Origin of the sequence: Streptomyces sp. CBMA152, assembly GCF_014596475.1 — a bacterium.
Taxonomy (GTDB): Bacteria; Actinomycetota; Actinomycetes; order Streptomycetales; family Streptomycetaceae; genus Streptomyces.
The window spans coordinates 240,214-266,794 of record NZ_MECJ01000011.1; the positions used below are offsets into that span (position 1 = coordinate 240,214).

General features: G+C 70.2%; 22 protein-coding genes. 10 read left to right on the forward strand and 12 right to left on the reverse strand.

What is annotated here, in order from left to right:
* Positions 1 to 125 precede the first annotated feature (125 nt).
* Positions 126 to 2,093, forward strand: coding sequence for a CBM35 domain-containing protein (locus BG418_RS10850; RefSeq protein WP_188273540.1), 1,968 nt, complete (start codon positions 126 to 128; stop codon positions 2,091 to 2,093).
* A 2-nt stretch (positions 2,094 to 2,095) separates the two neighbouring features.
* Entirely contained in the window at positions 2,096 to 3,232 is a 1,137-nt protein-coding gene (locus BG418_RS10855) for an aminotransferase class V-fold PLP-dependent enzyme (RefSeq protein WP_223184637.1), read from the forward strand.
* A gap of 7 nt (positions 3,233 to 3,239) precedes the next feature.
* Here BG418_RS10855 and BG418_RS10860 read toward each other — a convergent pair whose 3' ends face one another.
* The 6 genes from BG418_RS10860 to BG418_RS10885 form a co-directional block, all read right to left on the reverse strand.
* Positions 3,240 to 4,775 carry a carboxylesterase/lipase family protein gene (locus BG418_RS10860; RefSeq protein ID WP_188273542.1) on the reverse strand — a complete coding sequence of 512 codons (1,536 nt, stop codon included), beginning with the start codon at positions 4,773 to 4,775 and terminating at the stop codon, positions 3,240 to 3,242.
* A 158-nt stretch (positions 4,776 to 4,933) separates the two neighbouring features.
* Positions 4,934 to 6,193, reverse strand: a complete 1,260-nt coding sequence (locus BG418_RS10865) for a serine hydrolase (RefSeq protein WP_188273543.1) — start codon at positions 6,191 to 6,193, stop codon at positions 4,934 to 4,936.
* A 116-nt stretch (positions 6,194 to 6,309) separates the two neighbouring features.
* Entirely contained in the window at positions 6,310 to 8,262 is a 1,953-nt protein-coding gene (locus BG418_RS10870) for an ABC transporter ATP-binding protein (RefSeq protein WP_188273738.1), read from the reverse strand.
* An 8-nt stretch (positions 8,263 to 8,270) separates the two neighbouring features.
* Positions 8,271 to 9,062 carry a hypothetical protein gene (locus tag BG418_RS10875; RefSeq protein WP_188273544.1) on the reverse strand — a complete coding sequence of 264 codons (792 nt, stop codon included), beginning with the start codon at positions 9,060 to 9,062 and terminating at the stop codon, positions 8,271 to 8,273.
* On the reverse strand, positions 9,056 to 9,667 hold the full coding sequence (locus BG418_RS10880; protein WP_188273545.1) for a hypothetical protein: 612 nt from the start codon (positions 9,665 to 9,667) through the stop codon (positions 9,056 to 9,058). The genes BG418_RS10875 and BG418_RS10880 overlap by 7 nt, the downstream gene beginning before the upstream one ends.
* Positions 9,668 to 9,679: 12 nt before the next feature.
* On the reverse strand, positions 9,680 to 10,417 hold the full coding sequence (locus BG418_RS10885; protein ID WP_188273546.1) for a hypothetical protein: 738 nt from the start codon (positions 10,415 to 10,417) through the stop codon (positions 9,680 to 9,682).
* A 185-nt stretch (positions 10,418 to 10,602) separates the two neighbouring features.
* Between BG418_RS10885 and BG418_RS10890 the strand changes: the two genes are divergently transcribed.
* Together BG418_RS10890 and BG418_RS10895 are read left to right on the forward strand one after the other, a co-directional pair.
* Entirely contained in the window at positions 10,603 to 10,992 is a 390-nt protein-coding gene (locus BG418_RS10890; RefSeq protein ID WP_188273547.1) for a hypothetical protein, read from the forward strand.
* The gene (locus BG418_RS10895) at positions 10,989 to 12,200 is read left to right on the forward strand and encodes a radical SAM protein (RefSeq protein ID WP_188273548.1); all 1,212 of its coding nucleotides are present in this window, start codon (positions 10,989 to 10,991) and stop codon (positions 12,198 to 12,200) included. Before BG418_RS10890 ends, BG418_RS10895 begins: the two co-directional genes overlap by 4 nt.
* A 52-nt stretch (positions 12,201 to 12,252) precedes the next feature.
* On the opposite strand, the gene BG418_RS10900 is transcribed toward BG418_RS10895, so the two are convergent.
* The gene (locus BG418_RS10900; protein WP_188273549.1) at positions 12,253 to 12,789 is read right to left on the reverse strand and encodes a GNAT family N-acetyltransferase; all 537 of its coding nucleotides are present in this window, start codon (positions 12,787 to 12,789) and stop codon (positions 12,253 to 12,255) included.
* A gap of 210 nt (positions 12,790 to 12,999) precedes the next feature.
* On the opposite strand from BG418_RS10900, the gene BG418_RS10905 reads away from it, so the two are divergent.
* Positions 13,000 to 14,151: a serine hydrolase gene (locus tag BG418_RS10905; RefSeq protein WP_188273550.1), complete on the forward strand. Its 1,152-nt coding sequence runs from the start codon at positions 13,000 to 13,002 to the stop codon at positions 14,149 to 14,151.
* Between the two features lie 46 nt (positions 14,152 to 14,197).
* Here the strand turns inward: BG418_RS10905 and BG418_RS10910 are convergent, their stop codons facing one another.
* Positions 14,198 to 14,458, reverse strand: coding sequence for a pentapeptide repeat-containing protein (locus tag BG418_RS10910; protein WP_188273551.1), 261 nt, complete (start codon positions 14,456 to 14,458; stop codon positions 14,198 to 14,200).
* Between the two features lie 302 nt (positions 14,459 to 14,760).
* Between BG418_RS10910 and BG418_RS10915 the strand changes: the two genes are divergently transcribed.
* Positions 14,761 to 18,474, forward strand: a complete 3,714-nt coding sequence (locus BG418_RS10915) for a WD40 repeat domain-containing protein (RefSeq protein WP_188273552.1) — start codon at positions 14,761 to 14,763, stop codon at positions 18,472 to 18,474.
* A gap of 225 nt (positions 18,475 to 18,699) precedes the next feature.
* Here the strand turns inward: BG418_RS10915 and BG418_RS10920 are convergent, their stop codons facing one another.
* Both BG418_RS10920 and BG418_RS10925 read right to left on the reverse strand, forming a co-directional pair.
* Entirely contained in the window at positions 18,700 to 19,116 is a 417-nt protein-coding gene (locus BG418_RS10920) for a cupin domain-containing protein (RefSeq protein ID WP_188273553.1), read from the reverse strand.
* The gene (locus tag BG418_RS10925; RefSeq protein WP_188273554.1) at positions 19,113 to 20,561 is read right to left on the reverse strand and encodes an MFS transporter; all 1,449 of its coding nucleotides are present in this window, start codon (positions 20,559 to 20,561) and stop codon (positions 19,113 to 19,115) included. The genes BG418_RS10920 and BG418_RS10925 overlap by 4 nt, the downstream gene beginning before the upstream one ends.
* A 57-nt stretch (positions 20,562 to 20,618) precedes the next feature.
* Between BG418_RS10925 and BG418_RS10930 the strand changes: the two genes are divergently transcribed.
* Positions 20,619 to 21,287 carry a TetR/AcrR family transcriptional regulator gene (locus BG418_RS10930; RefSeq protein WP_188273555.1) on the forward strand — a complete coding sequence of 223 codons (669 nt, stop codon included), beginning with the start codon at positions 20,619 to 20,621 and terminating at the stop codon, positions 21,285 to 21,287.
* Positions 21,288 to 21,512: 225 nt separating this feature from the next.
* Positions 21,513 to 23,438: an SMI1/KNR4 family protein gene (locus BG418_RS10935; RefSeq protein WP_188273556.1), complete on the forward strand. Its 1,926-nt coding sequence runs from the start codon at positions 21,513 to 21,515 to the stop codon at positions 23,436 to 23,438.
* 35 nt (positions 23,439 to 23,473) lie between these two features.
* Here BG418_RS10935 and BG418_RS10940 read toward each other — a convergent pair whose 3' ends face one another.
* On the reverse strand, positions 23,474 to 23,908 hold the full coding sequence (locus BG418_RS10940) for a carboxymuconolactone decarboxylase family protein (protein WP_188273557.1): 435 nt from the start codon (positions 23,906 to 23,908) through the stop codon (positions 23,474 to 23,476).
* Positions 23,905 to 24,570 carry a class II aldolase/adducin family protein gene (locus tag BG418_RS10945; protein ID WP_188273558.1) on the reverse strand — a complete coding sequence of 222 codons (666 nt, stop codon included), beginning with the start codon at positions 24,568 to 24,570 and terminating at the stop codon, positions 23,905 to 23,907. The genes BG418_RS10940 and BG418_RS10945 overlap by 4 nt, the downstream gene beginning before the upstream one ends.
* A 129-nt stretch (positions 24,571 to 24,699) precedes the next feature.
* Between BG418_RS10945 and BG418_RS10950 the strand changes: the two genes are divergently transcribed.
* Together BG418_RS10950 and BG418_RS10955 are read left to right on the forward strand one after the other, a co-directional pair.
* Complete coding sequence (locus BG418_RS10950) at positions 24,700 to 25,128, forward strand: MerR family transcriptional regulator (protein WP_188273559.1); 429 nt, start codon at positions 24,700 to 24,702, stop codon at positions 25,126 to 25,128.
* Between the two features lie 201 nt (positions 25,129 to 25,329).
* The gene (locus tag BG418_RS10955; RefSeq protein WP_223184690.1) at positions 25,330 to 26,562 is read left to right on the forward strand and encodes a serine hydrolase; all 1,233 of its coding nucleotides are present in this window, start codon (positions 25,330 to 25,332) and stop codon (positions 26,560 to 26,562) included.
* The last annotated feature ends 19 nt before the right edge of the window (positions 26,563 to 26,581 follow it).

Here is a 26,581-nt window from a genome sequence, read left to right on the forward strand (position 1 = left end):
ATTCTGTTTCGTCATAACCATTGAAACGTTTCCAGGCCGATTGCTAGCGTGCCGCCCGCGCCCCGAACCGCCGTAGGACAGCCGCTCCACACAGGACAGCCCCCACCGATCCGGGAGAGAACCCGATGAGCCGTTCCCGCGCGATGCTGCTCGCCACGGCCGCGTTACTGGTTCCGCTCGCCCTCGCCCCTATGGCCGCCGCCCGTCCCGGGGACGGATCCGCCGGAGCGCCCGCCCTACTGAGCGTGGCCGATCCGGGGTTCGAAACGGGCGGATCGGGTTGGGAGTTCGGCCCGGGCACCGGGGTCGCCACCAACAACCCGCACGGCGGCAGCCGACTGGCCTACCTCGACGCGGGCGGCAAGAAGGTCTCCCAGACCGTGACGGCCACCGGTCGCGGCAGCTATGACCTCTCCGTCTGGATCGCCACGGGTGGCCCGGGCGGGCGGTACGTGTTGCGGGTCAATGGCGTGACCGCTGCATCCGTGTCCCTGCCCGCGTCCGCCGCGTACCGTCGCTACACGCTCAGCCGCATCGCGCTCGCTCCCGGCGACCGGCTGGAGATCGCGTTCGAGTCGGGGGACGGTTGGGTGAACGTGGACGACGTGATGGTCTCACCGTCCGCGCCCGCCGACCCCCGGATCAGCTCCAGCGACCCCGAGGTGGTCGCCATGTTCGACTGGGCCGAGCGCAAGGCCAACAGCTGGGTCCAACTGCCCGGCACCCAGGGCCCGCTCAACGTCGACGAACGCAACACCGGCGGCACCGGCTCCGGCGTCTACGCCCCCTCGTACTGGGCCGGTTACGCCAACCGCAGCGGCTACTACGCACGCGACACGGCCCATCAACTGGCCGGAGCCGAAGTGCTGGGCCTGCGCACGGAGAACAAGACGATGCTGCGCTCGTTCGCCGCCTCCGCCACCGCCGAGCACGCCTACTACCCCGTATGGGCCATGAACTTCGACGCCCGGACGTATCTCTCCATCGACTACCACGGCCCCGACTCCTTCGTACGCGAGGTCCCGGCCCCCTTCGAGCTGGTGCAGAAGGCCGAGGAGGCGTACCGCTGGAGCGGGGACCGCGCCTACCTCACCGACCCCGTCCTGTGGGATTTCTACCGCCATGTCACCGACGAGTTCGTGACTCTGCACGACGGGCAGAAGGACAACGGCCGAGTACGCGTCGCCGAGGGCACCGGCAAGGGCATCTTCCAGGGCACCGCCAGCTACGACGAGGTCAGCGGGGAACCACTGGCCGAGGCCGGTGACGCCATCGGCTCCCAGTACCAGGCCTACCGCGCGATGGCCGCCCTGGCCCGTGCCAAGGGCGACAACGCACTGGCCGGGCGCTTCGAGCGCCGGTCTCGCGATCTCAAGGCGTACTTCAACTCCACCTGGAGCGGCGGTGGTTCGGGCGCCGACATGGTGCGCGGCTACACCACCGACGGGCGGGCGCTCACCGGCTGGGGCAAGGAGAACAGCTGGTTCATGCCGCTCAAGCACATCATCGACCCCGGCAGCCGTCTCACCGCCTACCTGGACTTCATCGACGAGCAGGCCGGTGGCGCGGGACAGCCCGACAACATCGAGGCGCTGACCTACCTCCCCGACGTCTTCTTCGCGGGCGATCGCCCGGACACCGCATGGAAGTGGATGCGGTATGTCTACGACCACAAGGACCTCCCGCACGTCAACTCCCGCCAGGGCACCAACGGCGACTACCCCGAGGTCTCCTTCACCCTGATCGGCCAGACCGTCCAAGGGCTGATGGGCCTCACCCCCGACGCCCCGGACCACACCCTCACCACACAGTCCCAACTGCCCACCAGTATGGGCTGGTTGAAGCTCGACGACCTGCACATAGGCCAATCCACCTTCGCCCTGCGGCACGACGGCGTCCGCAAGTCGACGCTCACACACGCCTCGGGCAGCACCCCGTACACCTGGGAAGCACGTTTCCCGGGCACCCATCGCGCGCTGCTCGTCAACGGGGTGCGGCAGTCGGCCCGTACCAAAGTGGTGGACGGAACGACGTACACCTACCTCCGTACCCGGGTCTCCCCCGGGCGGACCGTCACCATCGAGGTGCGATGACCATGGCGCCCGCCACCTTCCCCGGTGGCCCGCAACTGTTCCAGCTGAGCCCTGCGGTGGCCCACCTCAACCACGGCTCCTACGGCGCCGTGCCACTCCCGGTCAGCCGGGTGCAGCGGCGGCTGCAAACAGAGCTGCACGCCGACCCCGATGCCTTCTTCCTGGCCGTTCCGGACCGCCTGGCCACGGCCCGGGGCCGTATCGCCGCGCAGTTGGACACCGACCACGAGGCGATCGCCTTCGTCGCCAACGCCACCGAGGCCGCCAACCTCGCGCTCGACGCCCTGGACCTCAAGGACGACGACGAGATCCTGGTCACCGACCACGGCTACGGCACCGTCGTCGCGGCCGCGGCCCGCCGGGCCCGCCTGAACACCGTCGTCCTCGACCCGGCACTGCCCGACGAGGACGCGATACGCAAAGCGGTCCTCGCCGCTGTCACTCCCCGTACGACGGTGGCCCTGCTCGACCACATCAGCTCACCCACCGCCCGCGTGATCGCCGGTCCCCGGCTGCTCGTCGACCTCGCCGAGCGGGGCGTGACTACGGTCGTCGACGGTGCCCACGCACTCGGTATGCTCGCCCAACCACTGGCCGGGCGACCGGACTTCTGGTTCGGCAACCTGCACAAGTGGGGATACGCCCCGCCGGGCAGTGCCGTGCTGGCCGTGGCACCCGCCCATCGCGGTCGGGTGTCCCCGCCCGTGCCGTCCTGGGAGGATCACCGCGGCTATCCACGCGCCGTGGAGTACCGGGCCACCGCCGACTACACCGGCTGGCTCGCCGCCCCCGAAGGCCTCGACCTGATCGCCCGGCTCGGCGCCCATCGCGTACGTACCCACAACAGCGCCCTGGCCGCGTACGGCGCCGAGCTGCTGGCCCGTATCCCCGGAGTGACCCCGCTCCCCACCGACGACGCCCTCGCCATGCGCGCCCTGCGCCTGCCGTCGGGCATGGCCCGCACCCGGGACGAGGCCGCCGCGCTGATGAACGAGATCGCCGCTCGGTTGCGCTGCCGGGTGCTGATCTGGCCCTGGGCGGACGGCGGCGGCATCAGGATCAGCGGGCAGCTGTACAACCGGCCGCAGGAGTACGAGCGTCTGGCGGCGGGGGTACGTGCCCTGCTCGACGGTCGTTGACCGGCTGCTACCGGTCGATCAGCGACAGCACCGGAAAGGTGTGGTCCTCCCAGAGAAGGCGCGAGGTCTCCTCCGGGTAGGCGGTGACGGTCGATCGCGTGTCGAAGATTTGGGTGAGGCGTCGCTCGGCGTCGTACGCGGGCCAGCCGGGGTCGCCGTGGGCAGCGAAGGCCGTCCATGCGGTGCGTATCGACGCGGACAGCTCCTCCGCAGCGGGTGCGGGGCTTTCACCGATGAGCACGGCGGGTTGGCCACTGCTCAGGTTGCCGAACACGAGGGGTACGTCGAGGCCGTGGCAGGCCCCGAGGACGCCTCCCATGCCCGGGGCGGGCCAGGTCAGTTCGTATACGTGGGCGCCTCCGCCGCCGGTGAGTTGCGCGGTGGCGAGGTGGAGGCTCGGCATACGGAACAGCCAGTCCGAGAGGACCAGTTCGTAGAGCGCGTCCGGGCATGCGGCGGGGTTCGCGTCGCGGTAGCGGCGTGCGCCGTCCGGGCCGGGGGCGAAGGTCCGCAGAACGCTGTCCGCCTGCTCCTGCGTCACCTGGCCGAGGCGGCCGGCGAGCGCGGTGAGCAGCCGCTGCTCGTCGCGGGTGTGTCCGACGAGGACGTCGATGTCCCGGGCGGCACCATCGGCGAGGGCCTGCCAGGGGGTACGGGGCAGGACATCGCCGTCGACGACGGGCGATACCAGGATCGACCGGTGTGCGGCCTGACCCCAACGCCCCGTGAACGAGGCTGACTTGGCGGTGACCGCGTCACCGGCGGCGCACAGCAGGTTCGGTTCCACCGTCGACAGGTCGGAGACGGTAGGCCGCAGTCCCAGTTCGGCGGCGAAGGCGGTGGCGATGTCGGCGGCGAGTTCCGGTGAGAAGAACGTTCCCACCACGCTCTGCGCGATCGCCCGGCGGAAGAGTCCGGCCGCGCGGGGCATCGCGAGGAGCGCGGCGACCGACCCCGCGCCCGCCGACTGGCCGAAGACCGTGACCTTGTCGGGGTCGCCGCCGAAGACCCGGATGGTGTCGCGTACCCACTCCAACGCGGCCACCTGATCCAGCAGACCCCGGTTGGCGGGCGCCCCCTCGATCTGTGCGAAGCCCTCGATGCCGACGCGGTAGTTGAGCGTCACCACGACGACACCGCCGTCCCGGGCGAGGCGGGCCCCGTCGTACTCGGGCAGGCTCGCCATGCCGATGACGTACGCGCCCCCGGGGATCCACACCATGACGGGAAGCCCGGCTCCCGGGTCCGGGGCGGGCGTCCACACGTTCACCGTCAGCCAGTCGGTGCTCGCCGCGTCCGGCGACAGCGCGTCCATGCCGAAGTGACCGGCCTGTGGAGGCGGCGGCCCGTACGACACCGCCGGGCGCACACCGTCCCACCCCCTGACCGGCTGCGGCGCCGCGAACCGGAGGGCGTCCACCGGTGGCTCGGCGAACGGGATGCCACGGAAGACCGCCACGCCCTCCTCCACTCGACCGCGCAGCGCACCGGCTGCGGTGCGGACCTCGGGCTCGAAGGTCGGCTCGGAAGCGCCAGTCGCCATCGCAGTCCCTTCCCGGGGACGGGTAACGCCTTGAGGAAAAACGCCTACGGAATCATCCCGCTGGAGTCAGAGCCAGTGCCAGCCATTTACGGTTCCGGAGCCCCGGAGTACGCGGCGCGTCCCGTGAGCGCCGCGTACGCCAGGGACCTTGCGAATCGTCAGATACGGCTGTCCTCGACGGCGGGAACCGAGCGGTCCGCCGTCCCGTTGCCGGTGAGCGACCGGGGCGAGGGCTTGGTGGCGGCCGGCGCCTTGCCGCAGAACGCGGGCTCCAGGGTGTTCGTCAGCGCCGAGGTGACGGCACCGTTGTTGGAGGCGTTGGCGAACACGACGACCGTGCGCTTGTGGTCCGGGGTGGAGAACGTCTGGGTCTGGTAGCCCTGGACGATTCCGCCGTGGCCGAGCACCTTGCCGCAGGACAGGGCGATCTCCCTGATCCCGAGCCCGTAGCTGACCTTGGCCGTGGGCGTGGGGAGCACGCTCGTCATCTGGCGCAGCGACTCGTCGGAGACCAGCCCGCCGGAGCTGCCGGCGAGCAGCGCGGTCATGAAGCGGTCGAGGTCACGGGCGGAGGAGACCACACCGCCCGCGCTCCAGACCCAGGACGCGGTCTGCTCGGTCGAGTCGAGGAGCGGCTTGGTCCGGTCGTCATTGGTCAGGTAGCCGGTGATGTGCGGGCCCGCGATGGTCTTCTGGGGCACGGTGAAGCTGGTCTGACGCAGCTTCAGCGGCTCGAAGATCTGCTCCTTCAGCAGCTCGGCGTAGGGGCGGCCGGTGAGGTGCTCGGCCGCCAGACCCATCAGTACGTAGTCGGTGTTCGAGTACGAGTACGCGGTCCCCGGGGTGTACTGCAGGCCGTGCTTCACCGACATCGCCACGAGGTCCTTGGGCTCGTAGACGTTGTTGCGGATGCGCTTCTCGAAGGCTTCGGTGGTCTCCTCCCCGCTCTGTTCCAGGAGGTCGTTGGTGTGGTCGTACACCCCGGCGCGGTGTTCCATCACCTGGCGCGCGGTGATCGCCCAGCTCTCGGGCAGCGTCCCGGCGGGCAGGTAGTCGCGCAGCGGCTTGTCCAGGTCGATACGGCCCTGCTCGGCGAGGCGCATCACCAGGACCGAGGCGAACATCTTGCTGTTGCTGCCCACCCGGAAACGCCAGTCGGCGTTCATGGGCGTACCGTCGAGATCGGCCTTGCCGACGGTCAGCGTGCGGCCGCGCTCGGAGTTGTCCCCGTGGTCGCGGATCACCGCGAACGCCCCCGGCGCGCCCGCGTCCACGACACGTTGCAGCGCGGCGCGCACCCCGGTCACGTCCGTCTCGGTCCGGTCCTGAGCGGCGGACGCGCCCACGGCGCTCCCGGCCGCGAGCACCACGGTGGTCGCGAGTACGGTCACGGTACGGGCGATGGTGGTTCCAGCCATAAGAGAAATACCCCTGTTTCCCGGCTTTTTGTGCGGAGGGCCGGTCTTTTAGCCCTCAGCCACCAAGATCGTATAGGGGTATGAGCTGATCGGCCTTCGCCCACGCGGCCCCGCGCTCAGCGGCACACATCGCCTTCCGGTGCGTACTGGCTCGCCTGAAGCCGGTAGAGCTCCGCGTACAGGCCGTCCGCCGCCAGGAGGTCTGACGGGGTGCCGGATTCCACGAGGTGGCCCTTGTCGAGGACGTGGACGAGGTCGGCGTGGCGGACGGAGGCGAGGCGGTGGGTGATGAGGAGGACGGTGCGGCCGTCGTCGGCCAGGGCGCGGATCTCGTCGAAGACCTGGAGTTCGGCGCGGGCGTCCAGGGCCGCGGTGGGTTCGTCGACGATGAGGATCTGTCCTTCCCGATAGGCGGCGCGGCTGAAGCCGATGCGCTGCCACTGGCCGCCGGACAGCTGGTGGCCGCCGCGGAACCCCCGGGCCAGCAAGGTGTCGAGGCCACGGGGCAGCTCGGCGACGAGTTCCTTGGCGCCCGCGTGGTGCAGGGCGCGGTCGACGCGGTCGTCGCTGGCCGGGGCGTCGGGGCGGCCGATGAGGACGTTGACGCGCGCGGTGAAGGACCATCGGGTGAAGTCCTGGGCGACCATCGCCACCCGGTCCGTGAGCTGGTTCCGGTCGGCGTGGGCGGCGTCGGTCTCGTCCCAGAGGATCCGGCCCTGCTGCGGGGTGTAGAGACCGGCGAGGAGTTTGGCGAGGGTGGTCTTGCCCGAGCCGTTGCTCCCGACCAGGGCGACGATCTTGCCGGTGGGGATGGTGAGGGTCACGTCGTCCAGGGCGGGCGCGGCCTGGCCGGGATACGTGAAGGTGACGTGCTCGAAGCGGATCCGCTGCGGCAACTCAGGCAGCGGCAGGCCTCCGGTGGGCAGGGTGCGCCGCTCGGCCTCCTCGCACAGTCGCTCCAAGTCCCCTACGAACAGGGCCTGTTCATGCAGCGCGTTGACCTCCAGGGCCAGGGTGGTGAGGTTCGCTGATCCGGTGCGGATCGCGATCACAGCCGTGCCCGCGACGGACAAGGCCATCGCGCCGCCGAGGAGCAGAGCGCCCAGGGTGAGATACGTGGCGGCCGTGGCGGCGCCGATCCAGACGGCCGCGATCAGCCCGGTCCGGGCTTCGAGCCGGGCCAGCCGCGCCTGTTCGGCTTCGGCGGACTCGGACAGCGCACGGAAGTGCCGCAGGAGGAACGGGCCGATGCCGTGCACCCTGATCTCGGGCGCGGCGCCGGTGTCGGTCAGCATGTGCCCGATCAGAGAGCCGGCGCGGGTGTGCTGGGTCCAGGCGTGGAAGGACAGATAGCGGCGCCGGGCCGTGGTCAGCGCGCTGCACGAACCGGGCACCGTCATGAGGGCCAGCAGCGGCAGCAACACCGGGTGCAGCACGGTCAGGACGCTCGCGGCGGTGATGAACGAGGTCGCCGCGTTGATGGCACGGTTGCCGATGCTCATCATCCGGCGCGCGGAGGACGCCCCGTACCGGGCCGAGTCGAGCAGTTTGTGGAACTGGTCGTCCTCGATCGCCGCCAGCTCCACCTGCGAGGCCCGTTCGAGATACACCTCGGTCGCCACCCGCTCGACCCTTGGCTCCAGCCGCCCGGTCGCATACGTGGTGACGGCCCGCAACAGCGCCCCCGCCGACATCGTGACGCTCACCGCGATCAGCGCGGGCAGTGCGCGGTGCAGGCGGTCCTCGATGGCCGCGCCCGTCAGCAGCCCGGCCAGGATGTGGTTGACCGCCAGCAGACTCGCGGCCTGGGCGAGCCCGCGCCCGAGGTTGGCGACGACGAGGAGGCGGGCGGCGCGGGGGTCGGCACGCCAGGCGAGCCGGAACCCGGAGGCCAGGAGCCGGGGCAGCCGTCGCAGCACCGCGCGCAGGTTCAGTTCGAGGTAGGCCTCCTCGTGCTGGGACCAGCCCATGTCGTAACGGAGAGGACCGCCGAACAGCAGTTGCTCGGAGTGCGAGGGCCGCACACTGTCCGGGTCGGTGCGATCGCGGTTCCGGTGTTTGTGGCGCATCCCCGCGCTCACCCCGTGAGGGTCGCGGCCATGAACACCAGCGCCGGGTAGGCCCCGATGAAGGCGAAGACGAACGTACTGAGTCCCATGGTGACCGCGATCCCGATGTGCAGCGCGGCTCCGGCGAGGAGAAACCCCCAGCGCGGAACGCCCGGCACGAAAAGGGCGAGCCAGAACGTCACCTCCAGCACCATGACGCCCCACGCGAGCACGAGCCCGAGAAGCGGCCGGGCCCGCAGGAACGCCGCCAGCCGGGGTGAACCGTACGAGCGGGTGGAGAGGATCATCGCGAGGCAGGAGCCGTCGCGCCACATCGGCGAGATCAGCTTCGCCGTCCCGGCGATCAGATAGCTCAGCACCAACTGGCAGGTGAGGAACGCCAGGAAGAGCTTCCCGACCGTCCCCCCGACGGTCAGCGCGGCGGCGGCGGTGAGCATGGCGAGAGCCGCCATCTGGTCCGCGCCGTCGGTTCCGTAGTCGCTGCGGTGCAGACCGAGGAGCAGGGTGGTCAGCAGCACGCAGGCCAGTACGGCCGAGCCGCGCGTGGACAGCGGCGCCACGACCGGGGCGGCGAGCCCCGCCCCGAACTGGACGGCCAGGACCGCCCGGTACCGCTCCCAGACGAAGAGCCCGCGCACCGCGGGCGGGCAGCGGTGCGGGTACGACCCGACCACGGACCACGCCAGCGTGCCGTCCTCGGCGAACTCGCGAGCCTGGCGCAGGTCGCGGCCCGCCGACACCGCGAGCCCGGCACCGCAGACGGCCAGGATCGCCCGGGCCGTCTCGGTCTCGTTCAGCATGGCGTACCTTCCCGAGCGCCGGGGTCCCGTACGTCGACCTCCCGTACATCCGCGTCCCGTACGTCGACCTCCCGCACGTCCGCCTCCAGGTCGTCTCCCGTCCCCAGCCGATGCACCACGGACACGAAGATCACCTGGGGGTCCTCGTCCCGCAGACTCGCGTGCGCGATGACGAACTCGAAGCCGACGGCGGCGGCGTCGTGCGGCGCGGAGGCCGCTCTGTTGAGCAGCAGGAGGTACGGAGTGCTGATCATCAGCCGGGCGTCCCGGGTCCGCGCGTCCGACTCCTCCTCCCAGCCCTGCGCGGCCCGCCGCACCAGGTGCGCGGCGGCGTCGAACAGGGCCTTGCCCGCCCGGCCCCCTTCGCCGCCCTCCGGCAGGACGAGTCGCAGGGGGCCGACCGTGTCGTTGGCCAGGACGTCGCGGTACATCAGCACCTTGTCCTTCGTCGCCGGGTTGGGCGCGAAGAACGTCCAGGACGGCAGCAACGGGGAGAACCAGGCGGGGACCCGCTTGCGGAGCGCCTCACCGATCCGGGGCAGCGCCGCCACCACGGTCGCCATCAACCACGCCGTCAGGACGACAGCCACGAGTACGGATCCCACGCGGCGCCCCCCCTAGAAGCGGAAGTGACGGCGGCGCATCGCGAGCAGGCCGGCCACCGAGGCCGCGGGCTCGCCCGTCTCCCCCGTGATCTCCTCGATCTCCGCGGCCGACAGTTCCGTCGCGCTCTCGCCCCGGGCGAAGCCCCCGTGCTTCTGGCGGACGGCATCGTTCGTCGCATCACGGAGGCGGTCGGTGATGATGTCCATGGTCGTGATCGTCTGGCAGGGCTCGCGCGTCCCCATGTGCACATGCCGCTCGTCGGAACTCACGCTCTCCAGCAACCTCCGCTCCAGCGGCGTCAGTTCGGGCGCCCGGCGCATCAGCAGATACGTCGTCCCGACCTCGGGAACACCCCGGTCGGTGTGCTCGACGATACGGAAGTCCGTGTCCTGGAGCGGGCCACCGGTGTACGGGAAGGTGAGCGTCCTGAACGCGTACCCGCGCGGCAGCGCGAGATCGCGCACCAGCGGGTGCCCCGCGCAGAGCAGGTCGAAGTAGCACGACGCTGCCACCAACTCTGTTCCGGGAGCGGGCCGTTCGGGCACGGGCGTGTCCCGTACGGTCTGCCAGTCGCCGCGCAGCGCGGCTTCGCGCAGCCGCCGCCACGAGAGTGCCGAAGCATCCCCTACGTAGATCACCACTGATCCCGCGGGCGGCAGCATCCCGCCGTCCGTCACGCCCGCGGTATCGGTCGGGACGGTCACCACGTCCACGCTCCTGGCCGTGGCAGCCACTGCTGAGGTAGTCATCACGAACTCTCCTGCCCATCGTGTCCGAAGCCGGTTGCTGGACTGGGGCAACCAGTCTCCGGTGCCGCCAGGGCCCTCAAACACCCCCCAATATTGGGGGGTTGGCAGTACCTTTCCGGCCAGTTCTCATGATTCTGAACGGACGCCGGCATCAGCGGGCCGACAGAGCGAGAAGGGTGGTCACCATGGCCGAAAGGACCGGAAGGACACCTACCGAGTACGACGAAAACGGGTCACCGGCGGTCTCCCGCAGCGCGTATCTGCGGCTGCTCGCGCTCCAGCGCACGGGCGGACCGAACGAGCCGCTGGCCGACGGGGCCGGGCAGGAGCAGCGGGAGCGGCTGGCGATCGTCGACGGGCTGCGGCCCGCCGAGCGGATGTGGCCGGACTACCCGGACTTCTGGGTCGAGGGCCCGCGTACGGGCGACGGCTGGCACGAGCGGTTCCTGGACAAGGGCCCGCGCCGGGCCGGCTTCGTCACGCATCGCGAGGAGCAGGGACCGGCTCCGCGCCGGCAGCGCGTCGCGGAGGCGTACCTGCGGCTCAGGTCGGCGCTGGGAACCGGGTCCGCATGAGCGTCGGCACGGCCGAGGAGCGGCGGGCGGGCCGCCCGTCGGCGCGGGAGGAGACCCCGCCGTACCTCCAACTCGTGGTCAAGGTCTCCAAGTTCTGCAACCTGCGTTGCCGCTACTGCTACGAGTTCCCGTCGCTCGGCGACCGGACCGCGATGACGGTTCCGCAGGTCAGGAACATGATCAAGCACGTGGGCGAGTGGCTGGCGGACCAGCCGGGCCGGACGGCGGACTTCGTGTGGCACGGCGGGGAGCCCCTGCTGATGCCGCACGAGTTCTACTACGAGGTCAAGCGGGCCCAGCAGGAGTTCCTGGAGCCCGCCGGGATCCCGTACGGAAACTCCGTGCAGACCAACCTCTACCGGCTCACCGACGACGACCTCGCCCTGATGCGGGACGTCTTCGACGACGTGGGTGTATCGGTGGACCTGGTCGGCGGCCAACGCGTCAACGTCGCCGGCCGCCAGGCCCAACCGCGGGTCCTCACCCATATGCAGCGCCTGATGGACGAGGGCCTGAACTTCGGCTGCATCACCGTGCTGTCCCGCTCCACGGCACCCCATGTCGCGGACATCCACCGCTTCTTCGAGGACATGGACCTGGGCTTCCGTCTCCTGCCCATCTACCGTACGGGCTATCCGGGACAGCAGGCGGAACACGAGCTCTCGTCGGAGGAGATCGTCGGCGCGCTCAAGACACTCACCGACCGCTGGCTGGTCTCGGACAGCTTCATCAACGTCGAGCCGATCGAGGGTTACGCGGCCAACGTCGTGCACGCCCTGCACGGCGAAGGCGAGCAGCGTTTCTACGACAAGGAGCGCGGCGAGACCATTCTCGTCATCGACACGGACGGATCCGTGTACTCGAACGGCGACGCGTACGACCTGACGCTTCGGCACGGCGACATCTTCACCGAATCCCTCGCCGGTATGCGCCGCTCCCCGACCTTCGGCGAGGCGCTACGCCAGTCGCGGGACAGGGTCAGGGACACGTGCACCGGCTGCCGTTACTTCGGCTCCTGCTCGGGCTTCTTCGCAGCGGAATCCACCCCCGAACAACGCTGGCGGGACCCCGTGTCCGGCCTGTCCCGGTGCGGGGTGGTGCTACCGGTCCAGCAGTACATCGAGGAGCGGCTCACCGCCCTCGGCCTCGTGGACAGCGTGAGCCATCGGCTGGACCGCGCCCTGCTCGAACGGCGTGCGCTGGACTGAGGCCGTGGCGCCTTTCTCGTACACCGTGCCCAGCGAGCGGTGATGACGCAGGTCAGGCCTCCACAGCGTTGCTCGCCGACGCCCCTGGCGGGCGCACCATGAAGACGTCGATCGGGTCCTGGGATTCCATGACGAATCCATGGCGCTCGTAGAGTCGGCGGGCAGCGCTGCCCTGTAGTACGTGCAGACCCACGGTCATACCCTGCGCGTCGGTCCGCGCCAGCACCGTGCGCAGGACGTCGGACCCGAGCCCTCGGCCCTGATGACGCGGTGCCAGGTAGAAGTGCTCCAGCCACTGCATACCGTCGGCGGGACCTTCGGCGGGCCGGACCGTGACGCAGCCTATGAGTTCGTCGTCGATCGCGATGACCGACGTATACCTCGTGGAGAAGGAATCCCTCAGCCGCTGCCGCACCCGGTGTTCGTCGTAGCGCCCGAGGCGTTCCAGGTCCGCGCGCATGACGGCGGCCCGCAGCTCGGCGATCGCCTCGATGTCCTCGGCCGACCCGGCACGCAGCACCCAGCCCGGGTTGCCTCCCGACACCGTCGCGTCGGAGCACGTCCGAGTCCCCACCACCTCAGCATCCATGGCCCGGAGTATCGCAGTCCCCCTGCTCGCAGGTGGCACCTGTCCATCACGTGGAACGCCTGCCACCCCACCCACCACCTGGGGTTTCCCTTAAGGGAAGCGAGGTCCGTCGCTCATCCCTGCTCATGATCACCGGAACTCCCCCACCGGCCTAAGCTGAAGCAACGTCAGTCACACCGACCACTTCACTTCAGATGAGGCCACCACCCCATGTCCCACCGCAAGGCCACCGCTGCCTCCGCGCTTCTCGCCGCAGCTCTGCTCATCCCCGTCGCCACTCCCGCCGTGGCGGCCGCGCCCGCGTCCAGTGCCGATCGGGCCGCGCTCCAGCAGGCGCTCGACGCCACTGTCGCCGCCGGTATACCCGGGGCCATTGCCGAGGTGCGGGACGGGCGCGGGGTGTGGAAGGGCAGCAGTGGGACCGCCGACCTGGGCAGTGGGCGCGCCGCCCACGCCGGGGACCGTTTCCGGGCCGGGAGTGTGACCAAGACCTTCGTGGCCACCGTCGTCCTTCAGCTCGTGGCCGAGGGCAAGGTGCGACTCGACGACGACGTCGAGCGACAGCTGCCCGGCGTGGTGCCCAACGGCGCGCACATCACCGTGCGCCAGCTGCTCAATCACACCAGCGGTCTGGCCAACTACACCGACGAACTGCTCAAGAAGCCCGACCCGGTACGGGCCGCGCAGAAGGCCACGTACACCCCGCGCCAGCTCATCGCACTGATCGCCGACATACCGAACCGTCCGGCGCCGGGCACGACGTGGGAGTACTCCAACACCAACTACGTCGTCCTCGGCCTCCTCGTCGAGCACGTCACCGGGCAGTCGCTCGGGCACGCGATCGACCACCGCATCCTGCGGCCCCTGCACCTGAAGGGCACGACCTTCCCGACCTCCTCGCGTCTTGCGGGTGCGCATCTGCACGGCTACGACTGGATCGACGGCCGGGGACCGGGTGCCGCGCCCACCGACCTCACCGAGTTCAGCCCCGCCGCGTACTGGGCCGCCGGGACCCTCATCTCCACCACGCACGACCTGAACACCTTCTACAAGGCGCTCCTCGACGGCCGACTGCTGCCGCCCCGCCTGATGAAGGAGATGCGCACCCTGCACCCGATGAACCCCGAGCGCCCCAACCGCTGGTACGGCCTGGGCCTGGAGAGCAACGGCACCATATGCCCGTCCGGCGGCCCGGTCGTCGGGCACACGGGCGAGGTCGTCGGATTCCAGACCTTCAGCTTCACCTCGGCGGACGGCAAGCGCCAGGTCACCCTGTCCGTCAACGTGGGCCTGACCATGACCAACGCGGAGGGAGCGGCAGCGATGAAGGTAGTCTCCACCGCGCTGTGCGGCGCCGCGTGACCTGTCAACTGGGCATCAACTCTGGGTACATGGCCAGTTGACCGTTTCACCCACCCTCGGGTGCAAGGCCAGTCGGCACCCTTGTCGTCACATCGGTCCGGGCTCGGGCCAGTTGGTCGGCCGTGAGGTGGACCTCGGGAAGCCAAGCGTCCTGCAGCCGGGCGTACGACAGGTCCGCCTCGTCCAGCCGGGCGCGCGCCAGGCGCGCTCGTTCCAGACGGGCGCCCTGGAGGTCCAGGCCGCGTAGATCGGTGTCGCGCAGATCGACACGGAACGGCTCAGTCCGTACGGGCCGCCGCCCCAGCACGGTGAGGGCGGCCTGTACTCAGTTCTGTGCCCGTACGTGCCGCTTGCGATCACTCCCGTACGCACATCGCCCACCCGGATTGATTACCCGCACGAACAGGGCCTGCGCATCAATGCAACAGCCGTTGAAATCGCTGATGCGCGCCGGTTCCGCCGCCCACGGGGGTGGAATGCGGGACCGGGCTTCCGGCAGCACCTGCCGGGACACGCGAGTGGATGCGCCACGACCTGTCCTGGAGCCGCCTTGTCTGCTCCAGGACAGGTCCATACCGTGAGTTCACCCGATCACCCAACGGGGAGACAGTGGGACGCCGCGAGAAACCGATCGAACCGACCGACGGACCCGTACAGCGCCTCGCCCAGGAGTTGCGGCGGCTGCGCCAGGAGGCGGGCAGCCCGACGTACCGGGCCATGGAACGCGGCGCGGGGTACTCCGCCGCCGCTCTGTCCCGGGCCGCCGCCGGCGAGAAACTCCCCTCGCTTCCGGTCGTTCTGGCCTATGTGCAAGCGTGCGGCGCCGACATCGCCGGGTGGGAGGAGCGCTGGCGCGAGGCGTCCCGGGCGGAGGCCGCCGAGCCGTACGCGGACGACGAGGACGCCGTCCCGCCGTTCCGGGGGCTCGCGCGGTACGAACCGGACGACGCGGACCGGTTCTTCGGCCGGGACGGGCTCACGGACGCACTGACCCGGATGGCCTGCGGGCATCGCGTCAGCGCGGTGCTGGGCCCGTCGGGCAGTGGCAAGTCCTCGCTGTTGCGCGCCGGGCTCATCCCCCGATTACGCGCCCTGGGCGCCCCGCACGTACCACCCGCCGCCATCCGTGTCCTCACTCCCGGCCCGCACCCCGTGCGCGACCACCACGCGCTGTTCGTGCCGGACCCGGCCGCCGGGGACACCTGGCTGATCGTCGACCAGTTCGAGGAGGTCTTCACCCTCTGCCACGACCCTGCCGAGCGCGGTGAGTTCATCGAGCTGCTGATGAGCGCACGGACGCACGACAGCAGACTACGGATGGTCCTCGGAGTACGCGCCGACTTCTACAGCCACTGCCTCGAACACCCCGACCTCGCCTCCGTTGTCGGCGAGGCGAGCTTGCCCGTACGACCGCTGACGCCCACCGAGCTGCGCGAGGTGATCGTCAAGTCGGCTGCGGCGCACGGACTGATGGTCGAACGCGCCCTGACCGCCCGGGTGTTGGAGGAGGCTGCCGCCGAGCCCGGTAGCCTTCCGCTGCTCTCCCACGCCCTGCTCGAAACCTGGCGCCGCCGCCGTGGCCGGACCCTGTCCCTGGAGGGGTACGAGCTGGCCGGGGGCCTGCACGGCGCGATCGCCCAGAGCGCGGAGGCCGCCTACAGCCGACTCCCCGACGAGCAGGCGCAGGTGGCCCGCCAGATCCTGTTGCGCCTGATCACCCCCGGCGAGGGCACGCCCGACACCCGCCGCCCCACCGACCGCGAAGAAGTGGACGCCGTCCACCCGGCCCAGGTCGCCCCGGTCCTGGAACACCTCGCCCGCGCCCGGCTGATCGCGCTCGACGGGCAGGCCGTCGATCTCACCCATGAGGCGCTGATCACCGCCTGGCCCCGGCTGCGCCGGTGGATCGACCAGGACCGCGAGCGGCTGCGCGCCCACCGCCAGCTCGCCGAGGCCTCGCGGGACTGGCAGGACCTGGGCCGCGACTCCGGCGCACTGCTGCGCGGTACGCGTCTGGACCAGGCCGAATCCGCCTTCGATACGCCCGCCCGGCGCGGTGAGCTCACGGCGCTGGAGGACGCGTTGCTCACCGCGAGCCGCCGGGCACGTCGACGTGCCCGGCGCACCCGCCGTGCGGTCGCCGCCACGCTGTCGGTCCTGGTCGTGCTCGCTCTGGTGGCGACGACGGTGGCCTGGCAGCAGGGCCGGGCCCGGGATGAGCAGAGCCGACAGACCGCCGCCCGCGCAGCCGCCGCGCTCGCCGAGAGCATGCACCAGAGCGACCCGCAGGCCGCCATGCGGCTGAGCCTGGCCGCCTGGCGGATCGCCCCCGTGCCCGAGGCGCGCGCCGCCGTCCTGGCCGCCGCGTCCCGACCTGACCAGGACACCGACAACGAACCCCAACCCGACCCCGACGCCCCGCACTTCCTCGACCGCTTCGGCCGCACCCTCACCACTCGCGCGGACGGCGGCGTCGTCCAGCGGAACGTCGACGGCCACCGCACACTCTCCGCCGATCCGGTGGACGCGGACCCGATGGATGCGAGCCCGGACGGCAAGACGGTCCTGCTCAAAAGCCGCGACGGCATACGGCTGTGGCACCACGGCCTGACCGAGCACGCCGAGGAGACGTTTCCGGGATCGGTCTTGCTCGTCGGCCGCTTCCAGGCCGACGGACGCGCCCTGGTCCTGACCGATTCGTACGACGTCCCGACCATCCAGGTGTGGGACGTGACCCGAAGGCGTCTGCTGTTCAAGGACGCACCCGGGCATCCACCCACCGCGCCGCATACAGCGGTGAGCGACGACGAGCGCTACCTGGCCATGTGCCCGGCGGGCGGCACGCTCGAAGTCTGGGACATGGCGGCGAAACGCACACTTCCCGTACCCAGCTCCGTCGGGTCGTTCGCCCGGTGTCCGGCCGCCGACGCGTTCCACCGCATGCGTTTCACCCATGGATCACAGAGCCTCGCCGTGATGACCACGGAGGGCATGGTGTCATGGAATATCACCACAGGCCACGAGGAGGATCGAGTCAGTCAACGGGGCATCAGTGACGCCGAGTTGAGCGAGGACGGCAAGTTGCTGGCAGCGGCCACGGCGGACGAGATCCTGATCTGGCGGACCACCGCCCCTTCGACCCCTGTCTTCCGCTACCGCCTGGAGAACGAACAAGCCAGGACGCTGAGGCTGGACACCGAACGCGGCCTCCTGCGCTATCTCGGCGGCCGCTCCAAGGTGGCCGTACGGTCACTGGACATCCGCCCGGTCGCACGCTCGTCGGATGACACGGCGTCCGTCGACTGGGCGTTGTTCAGCCCCGACGCCAAGGTGTTCGCCACCAGGGTGCGCCACGGCTCCCGGCTGACGTTCGAACTCCGTGACGCGACAACCGGAAAGAGCATCGCCCACCTGCCCGCCAAGACCTGCCCGGCCACAGACACCGACCGCTGCGGTGCCCGCATGACGTTCAGCGCCGATGGCCGGACACTCGCGTACGGCACGTTCCGTTGGGAAAAGCCCAACCCGAACCAGCAGATCACGCTGTACGACGTGGTCGGGCACCGCACCAAGGCCGTCGTGGACCTCACCCCGACCGGGCGGCCCCTCGGGGAGACGAGCGACATCGCCCTGACCCCGTCGGGCAAGGCCCTGCTGGTGATCCGGTCCACCAACGGCCGTCGGAGCCTTGAGCGTTGGGACCCCGAGGACGGCAGCATGTCCGTGGTGGGCGAGGATCCCGGGAAGTCCTTCCAACTCCCCCCGACGGACCGGCAGGCGATCACCGAAGGCGGTTACGTCACCGATCTGAAGACCGGACGCACCACCGTGCACGCGCACGCCGAGGATCTGCGAATCGGGGTGGCCACGAGCGCCCACGGGTTGACGGCAGCAGGGTCGATGTACCCCGCGATCGCCGTGTGGGACGGCGACGAGCGGTGGGAGACGGATCCCCTCGCCCTGGCGGAGCGGGACGTGCAACGTTTGGCCGACCAGCCCGTGCTGGTAACGGCGCTCGCCCTTTCCCCGGACGTTCGCACACTGGCCACGGCCGGGAGCGACGGATCACTGCAACTGTGGGATGTACGGAGCCACCGCCCCTTGGGCGCCCCTCTGCCGACCGGCGGCGACCCCGTCTACTCCCTCGCCTTCAGCGCCGACAGCGGCACCCTGTACGCTGCGGGCCTCCGTGCCCCCTGGCACGCCTACCCGTCCGCGCCGCAGACCCTCGCCCAGCACCTGTGCGACCGGCTCCGTGGCGGCTTCGACAGGGCGCAATGGAAGCAACTCATCCCCGAAGCGCCCTATCGAAACATCTGCTGACGCCTGCTGATGCCTGCGGCCGCCGTGGGCGTGAACTACTGCTTCTTGGCGCTCTGTTCGGCGGCGGTGGCCCTCGCGCGCTTGCCGTCCCCTCGGCCTCGTCCTCGCTCAGCCCCGGGTTGATGAGGACACAACCCTGAACAGGGCGTCAGCCGAGCTTCGAGCTGACCTCCTGTCACCGTAGCCCGCTGTTGCCCGGCAGCGCCTCGCCGGGCCACCTTCCACTCAGTTGGCGCCCGCGTGCCTTTCGAGGCGGGTGCCGTGGCGAAGGGTGATCGACATCAGGTCGCTGGGAGCGTCCAACTCCAGACGGTGCCAGCGGCCACGCGGGACGATCACGGCGTTGCCCGCCCGCAACCGCACCACGTCCTCGGCACCGCCGGGCGTGGTGGGACGGAGGTAGAGGCGAACGCCGCCGGTCAGACAGCACACCGCTTCGTCGGCCTCCGGATGCATCTCCCAGTGGTCGGCGTGAACGTCGGTGTCGGTCTCCACATGGAACGTCGCGATCTGCCAGGCGCCCGATTCGCTGCTCGTCATGCGGCGTTCGGCGACTCGGAGGTCGCCGCCGTCGGGGTGGATGTGCAGAGCCGAGGCGAAAAGGTCGAAGGGTGAGCTGGGTGACATGGGTGTTGTCGTCATGACGACGTTCCTTCCAGGAGATTCTCGGTGGGGGCGGTGGATTGCGGGATACGTACGTCGGCCCGGCGGCGCGGCAACACGGCGATCGCCACGACCGCCGCGAGCACGAACAGGGCGGCGGCGACGGCCAGCCCCAGCGCGTAGCCGTCGTTGAGCGCGGCGGGGTCGGTGGCCGTGCCGGTGCGGTGTGCGGCGATGGCCGCCAGGGCGGCCAGGCCGATGCAGCCGCCGAGTTGGCGGGAGCTGTTCATGAGGCCGGAGGCCATACCGGCCTCGCGTGGGGCGACGCCGGTGGTCGCGGCGACGACGATCGGCGCGATGACGAGTCCTACACCGACCCCGGTGACGACGCACGGGCCGAGCACATCGGTGAGGAATCCGCCGTCGGGGCTGATGCAGGCGAACCAGCCGAGGCCGACGGCGGCGAGCAGGGCGCCGGGCACCAGGGACGCACGCGGGGTACGTGTCGCCGTGACGCGGGTCGCCACGACGGTGCCCGCGACCAGGCTCGCGGAGAAGGGCAGGAACGCGAGGCCGGTCGCCGCAGCCCCCATGTCCAGAACCTGCTGCATATACAGGGAGATGAAGTAGAACGCCGCGAACTGCCCGGCCGCGGCGAAGAACACCAGCACATTGGCCCCGGCGACCCAACGGCTGCGCAGCAGGCCGAAGCGCAACAGCGGTGCAGGTGAACGGGATTCGACGAGAACGAAGGCAGCCAAGAGGGCGGCCGCCGCGACGAACATCACCAACGTGGCCGGAGAACCCCACCCTTGGGTGTCGGCGCGTACGACATCGAGCACCAGCAGCCCGACTCCCCCGGTCACCAGGACGGCGCCGAGCACGTCCAACCTCTCGCGCCGGACAGGTCGCACTTCGACCGGCACGCCGGCGAGAACCAGCGCGAGAGCCACCGCCACTATGGGCAGATTGATCAGCATCACCCACCGCCACCCCGCGTACTCGGTCAACAGCCCACCCGCCAGCACACCCAGCGCTCCCCCGGCGGCGTTCACGCCACTCCACACCCCGAGCGCGCGTACGCGTTGCGGGCCTTCGGTGTACGTGGTGGTGAGCATCGCCAGCGCGGCGGGGGTGGCCGCGGCCGCCCCGATGCCCTGTCCGGCGCGGGCGGCGATGAGTTGCCAGGGTGCCTGGGCCAGCCCACCCGCCAGCGAGCACAGCCCGAAGACGACCAGACCAAGGACGAACAGCCGACGTCGGCCGTACAGGTCGGACGCACGACCCCCCAGCAGCAGAAATCCGCCGAGCGTGAGCGCGTACGCATGCACGACCCACGACAGTCCCAGCGGCGCGAACCCGAGCGCGGTGCGCATCGAGGGCAGCGCGACGTTGACCACGGACAGGTCCAGAGCGACGGCGAATTGGGCGACGGCGACGGCCGCCAGCACGACGCCGGGTCGCCCTCGTAAGTTTCTATACATGTATAGAAAGTAACGGCAGGGGATCGCTGTTGTCGACACCTGAGGGATGATGAGGACATGTCGCAACCGTCCGCACCGCGCAAACCCCGTGGCCGACCGCCCCGTATCTCCCGCGAGGAAGTGGTCGACACGGCCCGCCGGATCATCGACACGGAGGGCGTGGACCGGCTGACCATGCGTCGGCTGGCAACAGAGATCGGCAGTACGCCGATGGCGCTCTACCACCACGTCCGCAACAAGGAAGAGCTGCTCGTCCTGCTGCTCGACGACTACGCCACGCGGACGCTGCAACGGCCCGAACTCCCCGCCGAGCCGCGCGAAAGGATCGTCGTCGCCGCAGCCGCAATCCACGAGGCGCTCGCGGCCTGCCCCTGGATCGTGGAGGTACTGACCGCCGACGACCTGATGTCCACGTCCGCCCTGTGGTTCGTGGAACAGATCGTCGACGGCCTGGTCCAGTGCGGCCTCTCCCCCGAGCAGGCGGTCCACGGCTACCGCGCGATCTGGTACTACACGGCCGGAGAGATCGTGATCCGCACGACAGCGACCCGACGACGCACGAACGATGACCGCCCCACCTACCGGGAGCAGGTCTTCGCCGCCCTCGACCCGAACGAACTGCCCCGCTTGGCGCAAGTGGCAGACGCCTGGGCACCGCTGACGGCCGAGGACACGTATGCGCTCGGCCTCCGGGCCTTGGTGGACGGGCTCCTGGTTACCCGCTGACGGCCCACGGCTCCCCGTGTCGTCAATGGGTTACGCGCGGTCCCCGAGGCACCGGTCGAGCCGGCTGCGCAGACGAGCGGAAGCTCCCGGCAGAGCCCCGAACTCGCGCACCTCTCCCGCCCCGAGTTCCATCCGCCCTGCGAGCGCAAGCACGGCGGCATAGGGCCGTTCGCCCTGAGACCGACGGGCCGGGGATTGTCAGTGGCGGGTGTCACCATCGGAAGCATGTTGAGATTCGAGTGGCAGCCCTTCCTGACCCGCTGGAGCCAGGAGTGGGCCGATGCGTACGACGCGGGGCAGGGTGGGCGGGACGATGACCGGGACGCCTGGGTGGCGCGCTGGCTGGGGTTCGGGCCGGCCGCGGAAGAGCGCATCGTCGCGCTGGAGCAACGGATAGGTCGCCCACTGCCCCCGTCACTGCGCTCGTTCCTCCAGGTCACCGACGGCTGGCGGCACGCCGGGCACTTCGTCTACCTGCTGGCCGGGGCCGAGCGCATCGACTGGTGCGGTGACCCGCACGGCATGAGCACGGACTGGCTGGAGCAGCTCGGCGAGGACGCGGACGAAGAGGAGATCCGGGAGGCCGGAGTGTGGGCGCGTTCGCTCCAACTGGCCCTGGATTCCGACATGGTGGACGTACTGCTGGATCCGGAGGACGTGGACGAGCGGGGCGAGTGGGCCGTCTACACGTATGCCAGTTGGCGTGGGGCGCCCCCGGAGCGGTACCCGTCGTTCCGGCACTTCATGGAGGACATGTACCAGGAGTTCCTGAGCATGTCCGCCGACGATCCCGGCTTCGACAACGACACGACGCGCTCCTTGGACGCGGGAGTGGAGCGGGCACGTGAGCAGGTGTTGAGCGGTGCGTACGAGGAGGCGGCCGAGGCGCTGACCGAGGCGGTCGCGTGCGGACGGCCGCGGGCCGCACAGCTGTTGGCGCAGATCCGTCCGCTGTCCGGCCAGGGCGTCGACGTCGAGGCGGGCGCCTCGCTGGACGACCCGTACGTCGCCGGTGAGTCGATGCCCCTGAACTGCGCGGAGGAGGCCCGCTCCGGACGCAGCGACGACGCGTGGTTCCTCGGGCGCTACCCCGAGGAAGACCGCGAGACGGTCGCGCGCGTGCTGGAACGGATACGTCAGGGGACGTACGAGTACGAGGCGTCCGGACCGTTCGGTGACGCGGTACGCGTGGCCCGCGACCTCGCCCGCCGGGCCCGACCCGAAGCCGCGTGGCGCGTTCTGGCCGCGGCCGTTCCCTCGTGGCAGCCCGCGACCGACGACCACATCGCCCCCGTGGGCCTGCTGGCCGACTCCGTCCTCGGGCCGGTCGTCACACCCGAGCGGGGGCGCGCGCTCCTGGCCACACCGCGCGGCGCCGCGGCGACCCCATCAACCGATACCGCCGGATCGCCCGCTCCGCCAACGGACGACGGCATCGACGCCGACGGTCTGGCCTGGCTCGCCGAGACCGACGGCAACATGCGGCCCGGTTTCCGGCTGGTGCTGGTGGAAGGGGTGGAACCCGCCGACCTGCACCAGCGCATGGGCGCGGGCGGGCCCCTCCTGCCAGCGCTCCGCACATGGGATGCGAGCACCCGGCACGGTTCGCCGGACGCCGAGACCTGGGAGCAGAGGGTGACCGTACGCGTCGGCAACGCGGGGCCCAACTGGAGCTTCGCCCATGCTGCGGACGGCACGGACGCACGGCAGTCCCGGTTCCGTTCCCCCTCCCTGGACGCCTCCCACGGCACTCGGGCGCTGACTCTCGTCCTCTACCCCGATCCGTTCTTCCACGGCACCGCAGACGACCGACCCCACACCTTCCACTTCTCGCTCGCCCAGGACGGCCACCTCCTCCATTCCCTCATCGTCCACGACAGCGAGGTGACGTCCACCGGCGAGGCCCCCGCCGCCCTTGCCCCCGACCGTCTCCTTTTCGACCGTACGAACTCCGGTGGGCCGGACAACGACACAGCCGCCCCCGACATACGCCGGGCCCTTGCCCTGATCGCCGCCGAATTCGATCTGACGCTCTCCCAGGAAGCGTTGCTGCACGGGCGGCTGGACGGCTTCGAGACGGTCTCCTGGTTGCGCGAACCCCAGCCAGGAGAGTCCTGGGCGTACTTCACCGTGGGAGGACCGCTGGACTGAGCGCATCACGACCCGGTCGCACCCCGAACGCTTCCTCAGACAGCCTTGCGGTCTCCGACCTCCAGGTGTTCGGCCTCCAGAAGTTCGGCCACGATCTCGATGCCGAGCGCGTAGGCGGGCGTGCCCGCGGTGATGAGTGCGGTCTCGGCGACCCCGACGAGATCGGCGAGGTCGGCGCCCGCGTGGAGTGCTCCGCGGGCGTGCAGGCGGGCCGGATCCGTACGGCCGAGCGCCAACAGCTGCCCGAAGTGGACCAGTTGCTGCACGCGTCCGCCCAGCGGACTGTCGGCCAGCACGATGTGCCGCAGCTCAGCGAACGCCTCTTCCGTGTCCAGTCGGCCGAGGCTCTGGGCCACGCGCAGACGCGCCTCCACCCCGCTGGGCACGGCCCCGAAGGTCGCGCGGTAGCGGTCCCGTACGGCCTCGATACGTACGGTCTCAGCAGGTTGAGTGAGAGCGTCGTCCGTCATGCCGAGACCCGCGCAATCGCCGCTCGTACGTCTTCGAGGGCGCCTACGGGAAAGTCCACGGCCCCGCCGAGCGCCGTCGCGGCGATCTCCGCCTCCGCGCTTTCCTCGATCGCCACCACGAGGTGGGCGGTGGCCGCCGAGTCGGGGCCGAACACCAGCAGGCCGTGGTTGGCGAGCAGCACCGCGGCCGTCGTGGGACGTCGCTCCAGGACCTCGGCCATACCCCGCACCGAGACGTCGGACCCACGAGGCCCCCATGCCACCACCGGTACGTCCTCGGCCTGCCCGAAGCGCAGCATCGGCTCGGTGCGGCACGGCAGCGGCCGATGGGCCACGGCGAACGCCGTCGCGGCGGGCGAGTGCGTGTGGATCACCGCGCCCACCTGCGGGCGAGCGCGGTAGATGGTGCTGTGCATGCTGATGATCTCTGTGCTGACGGACTGCAGCTCTCCCGCGAGGACCCGCCCGTCGAGGCTGACGGTCGCCAGCTGTTCGGGCCGCAGGTCCCGCACGAACCCCGGGGTCAGCAGGAAGCGCTCGGCATCGAGCCTGACGCTCAGGTTGGCGTGCCCGGAGTGCGACATCACCCCGGCCACGAAGAGCTGCCTCGCGGCCTCGACAAGCTGGCGAGCCCGGTCCGTCACGTCATGTGTGTCAGTCATCTCGTTCATTTCTTCATCTCCGAAGTCGTCTGCCGGCGGCCGCTCGTGCGCGCCACCGTCCGCATGCAGACCACTCTTCAACTTGAACTAAGGTTCAAGTCAAGCGTCGGGCGGAAGGACGGGCGGAGCATGCGTTTGACGATCGGTCGGCTCGCCGAGATGACCCAGGTACCCGCGTCGGCCATCCGTTTCTGGGAACGCCACGGACTGCTGCCCGCGCCCGAACGTCAGGGCGGCCAGCGGCGGTATCCGCCCGAGGCCGCCGAGCGGATCGTGCTGCTGCGCAAGTGTCAGCAAGCCGGACTCACCCTGGCCGAGATCAGAGAGTTCCAGCAGGACCAACCACGCAGACAGGCGTTGATCCGGGCCAAACTCGCCGAGATCGAGCAACGGATGGTCGACCTCGACCACGCCCACCAGCTCCTGGCCCATGCCGTCCAGTGCGGCAAGGAGGACATCCTCGTGTGTCCCACCTTCCGGAAGGAGATGGCCACGTGGCGCCAGTCCCCCGGAGTGGACGGCCAGCCGGGCACCGGGAACGGCGCTCCACCCCGCTGACCAGCGCGCCTGCACGGTCTCGCGCGACCCGCAACCCGGGCGCCGCGATGCGCGGGCGACACGGCAGGCCTAGCGTGGGACGGGAGTGATGTCCTCGTCCGGATGTCGTCGTCCGGACGTTCTCGTCCGGCAGGAGGCCTGCCCGTGAGGTGTTCACAGAGTCAGTGGCGCAAGACGTGCGTGGGGGTGGCGGCCGCCGCGATGCTGGCCGTACCGATGTCCGCGGGAAGCGCGTACGGCGCCACAACGCCGCCCGTACCGTCCCCCACCGCGTCGACGTCCAGCAGCACCGGCTTCCCCGAGCTCAGCCCGGCCGTCGCCGCACGTCTGGACACCGCCGTCCGGCAGGTCATACGCGAGGCCGATGTTCCCGGCGTGATGGTGAGTCTGTCGGCACCCGGCAAGGGGAGCTACGTCAAGGCTTTCGGCGTCGCCGACAAGACGAGCAACGCCCCCATGGCACCGAATCTGTATATGCGGATCGGCAGCGAGACCAAGACCTTCACCGTGACCGCCCTGCTCGAACTGGTCGACCAGGGCAAGGTGGGTCTGGACGATCCGATCTCGAAGTACATCCCGGGAGTCCCCAACGGGGACAAGATCAAGCTGCGGGATCTGGCGGACATGCGCAGCGGGTTGTTCAACTACTCCGCGGACGACGGCTTCGTCAAGGCGCTGCTCTCCGACCCGAAGCAAACCTTCACGCCACAGCAGTTGCTGGACTACGCCTTCAAACACCCGGTGCAGTTCCAGCCCGGTCAGGACTTCGAGTACTCCAACACCAACCTCATCCTGCTCGGCCTGGTCGTGGAGAAGGCCGGCGGTATGCCGCTGAACGAGTTCATCGCGCAGAAGGTCGTGAAGCCGGCCGGGCTGTCCGACACGTCCCTGCCGACCGGCGCCGACTTCCCCAGCCCGCACGCCCACGGCTACACCAACCAGACCCTGTCCGGGAAGATCGCGGACACCACGGACTGGAATCCCTCATGGGCCTGGGCGGCCGGAGCGATGGTCTCCTCCCTGTCGGACCTGCACAGTTGGGCCCCCACGCTCGCCACCGGCAAACTGCTGTCCGCCAAGACGCAGGCCGAGCGCCTCAAGACCATCCCCACGCCGATTCCGGGCGCGAGCTACGGTCTGGGCATCTTCAACATCCAGGGCTGGATCGGCCACAACGGCTCACTGCCGGGGTACGAGTCCCTGACCATCTACCTGCCCGAGTCAAAGGCCACACTCGCGGTGGTCCTCAACACCGACGTGCTGCACAACAAGTCGGAGCCCAGCACCCTCTTCGGCCAGGCGATCACCCGTATCGTGACCCCTGGGCACGTGTACAACATCCCGGTCATCGAGCCCCGCCAGACGACCCCGCCCACGTCCCAACCGTCGTCCCGGCCCAGCTCCCCACCCACGTCCTCACCGACCTCCCGGTGATGGCATGATCACGGCGTGA

What these genes read in the sequence shown, in the direction of transcription:
- BG418_RS10945 (WP_188273558.1), bottom strand. Translation starts at nt 24,570, where the DNA reads ATGACTGACACACATGACGTGACGGACCGGGCTCGCCAGCTTGTCGAG.
- BG418_RS10860 (WP_188273542.1), bottom strand. Translation starts at nt 4,775, where the DNA reads ATGGCGACTGGCGCTTCCGAGCCGACCTTCGAGCCCGAGGTCCGCACC.
- BG418_RS10885 (WP_188273546.1), bottom strand. Translation starts at nt 10,417, where the DNA reads ATGACTACCTCAGCAGTGGCTGCCACGGCCAGGAGCGTGGACGTGGTG.
- BG418_RS10940 (WP_188273557.1), bottom strand. Translation starts at nt 23,908, where the DNA reads ATGACGGACGACGCTCTCACTCAACCTGCTGAGACCGTACGTATCGAG.
- BG418_RS10865 (WP_188273543.1), bottom strand. Translation starts at nt 6,193, where the DNA reads ATGGCTGGAACCACCATCGCCCGTACCGTGACCGTACTCGCGACCACC.
- BG418_RS10900 (WP_188273549.1), bottom strand. Translation starts at nt 12,789, where the DNA reads ATGGATGCTGAGGTGGTGGGGACTCGGACGTGCTCCGACGCGACGGTG.
- BG418_RS10850 (WP_188273540.1), top strand. Translation starts at nt 126, where the DNA reads ATGAGCCGTTCCCGCGCGATGCTGCTCGCCACGGCCGCGTTACTGGTT.
- BG418_RS10870 (WP_188273738.1), bottom strand. Translation starts at nt 8,262, where the DNA reads ATGCGCCACAAACACCGGAACCGCGATCGCACCGACCCGGACAGTGTG.
- BG418_RS10950 (WP_188273559.1), top strand. Translation starts at nt 24,700, where the DNA reads ATGCGTTTGACGATCGGTCGGCTCGCCGAGATGACCCAGGTACCCGCG.
- BG418_RS10875 (WP_188273544.1), bottom strand. Translation starts at nt 9,062, where the DNA reads ATGCTGAACGAGACCGAGACGGCCCGGGCGATCCTGGCCGTCTGCGGT.
- BG418_RS10890 (WP_188273547.1), top strand. Translation starts at nt 10,603, where the DNA reads ATGGCCGAAAGGACCGGAAGGACACCTACCGAGTACGACGAAAACGGG.
- BG418_RS10920 (WP_188273553.1), bottom strand. Translation starts at nt 19,116, where the DNA reads ATGACGACAACACCCATGTCACCCAGCTCACCCTTCGACCTTTTCGCC.
- BG418_RS10905 (WP_188273550.1), top strand. Translation starts at nt 13,000, where the DNA reads ATGTCCCACCGCAAGGCCACCGCTGCCTCCGCGCTTCTCGCCGCAGCT.
- BG418_RS10895 (WP_188273548.1), top strand. Translation starts at nt 10,989, where the DNA reads ATGAGCGTCGGCACGGCCGAGGAGCGGCGGGCGGGCCGCCCGTCGGCG.
- BG418_RS10855 (WP_223184637.1), top strand. Translation starts at nt 2,096, where the DNA reads ATGGCGCCCGCCACCTTCCCCGGTGGCCCGCAACTGTTCCAGCTGAGC.
- BG418_RS10930 (WP_188273555.1), top strand. Translation starts at nt 20,619, where the DNA reads ATGTCGCAACCGTCCGCACCGCGCAAACCCCGTGGCCGACCGCCCCGT.
- BG418_RS10955 (WP_223184690.1), top strand. Translation starts at nt 25,330, where the DNA reads ATGCTGGCCGTACCGATGTCCGCGGGAAGCGCGTACGGCGCCACAACG.
- BG418_RS10925 (WP_188273554.1), bottom strand. Translation starts at nt 20,561, where the DNA reads ATGTATAGAAACTTACGAGGGCGACCCGGCGTCGTGCTGGCGGCCGTC.
- BG418_RS10935 (WP_188273556.1), top strand. Translation starts at nt 21,513, where the DNA reads ATGTTGAGATTCGAGTGGCAGCCCTTCCTGACCCGCTGGAGCCAGGAG.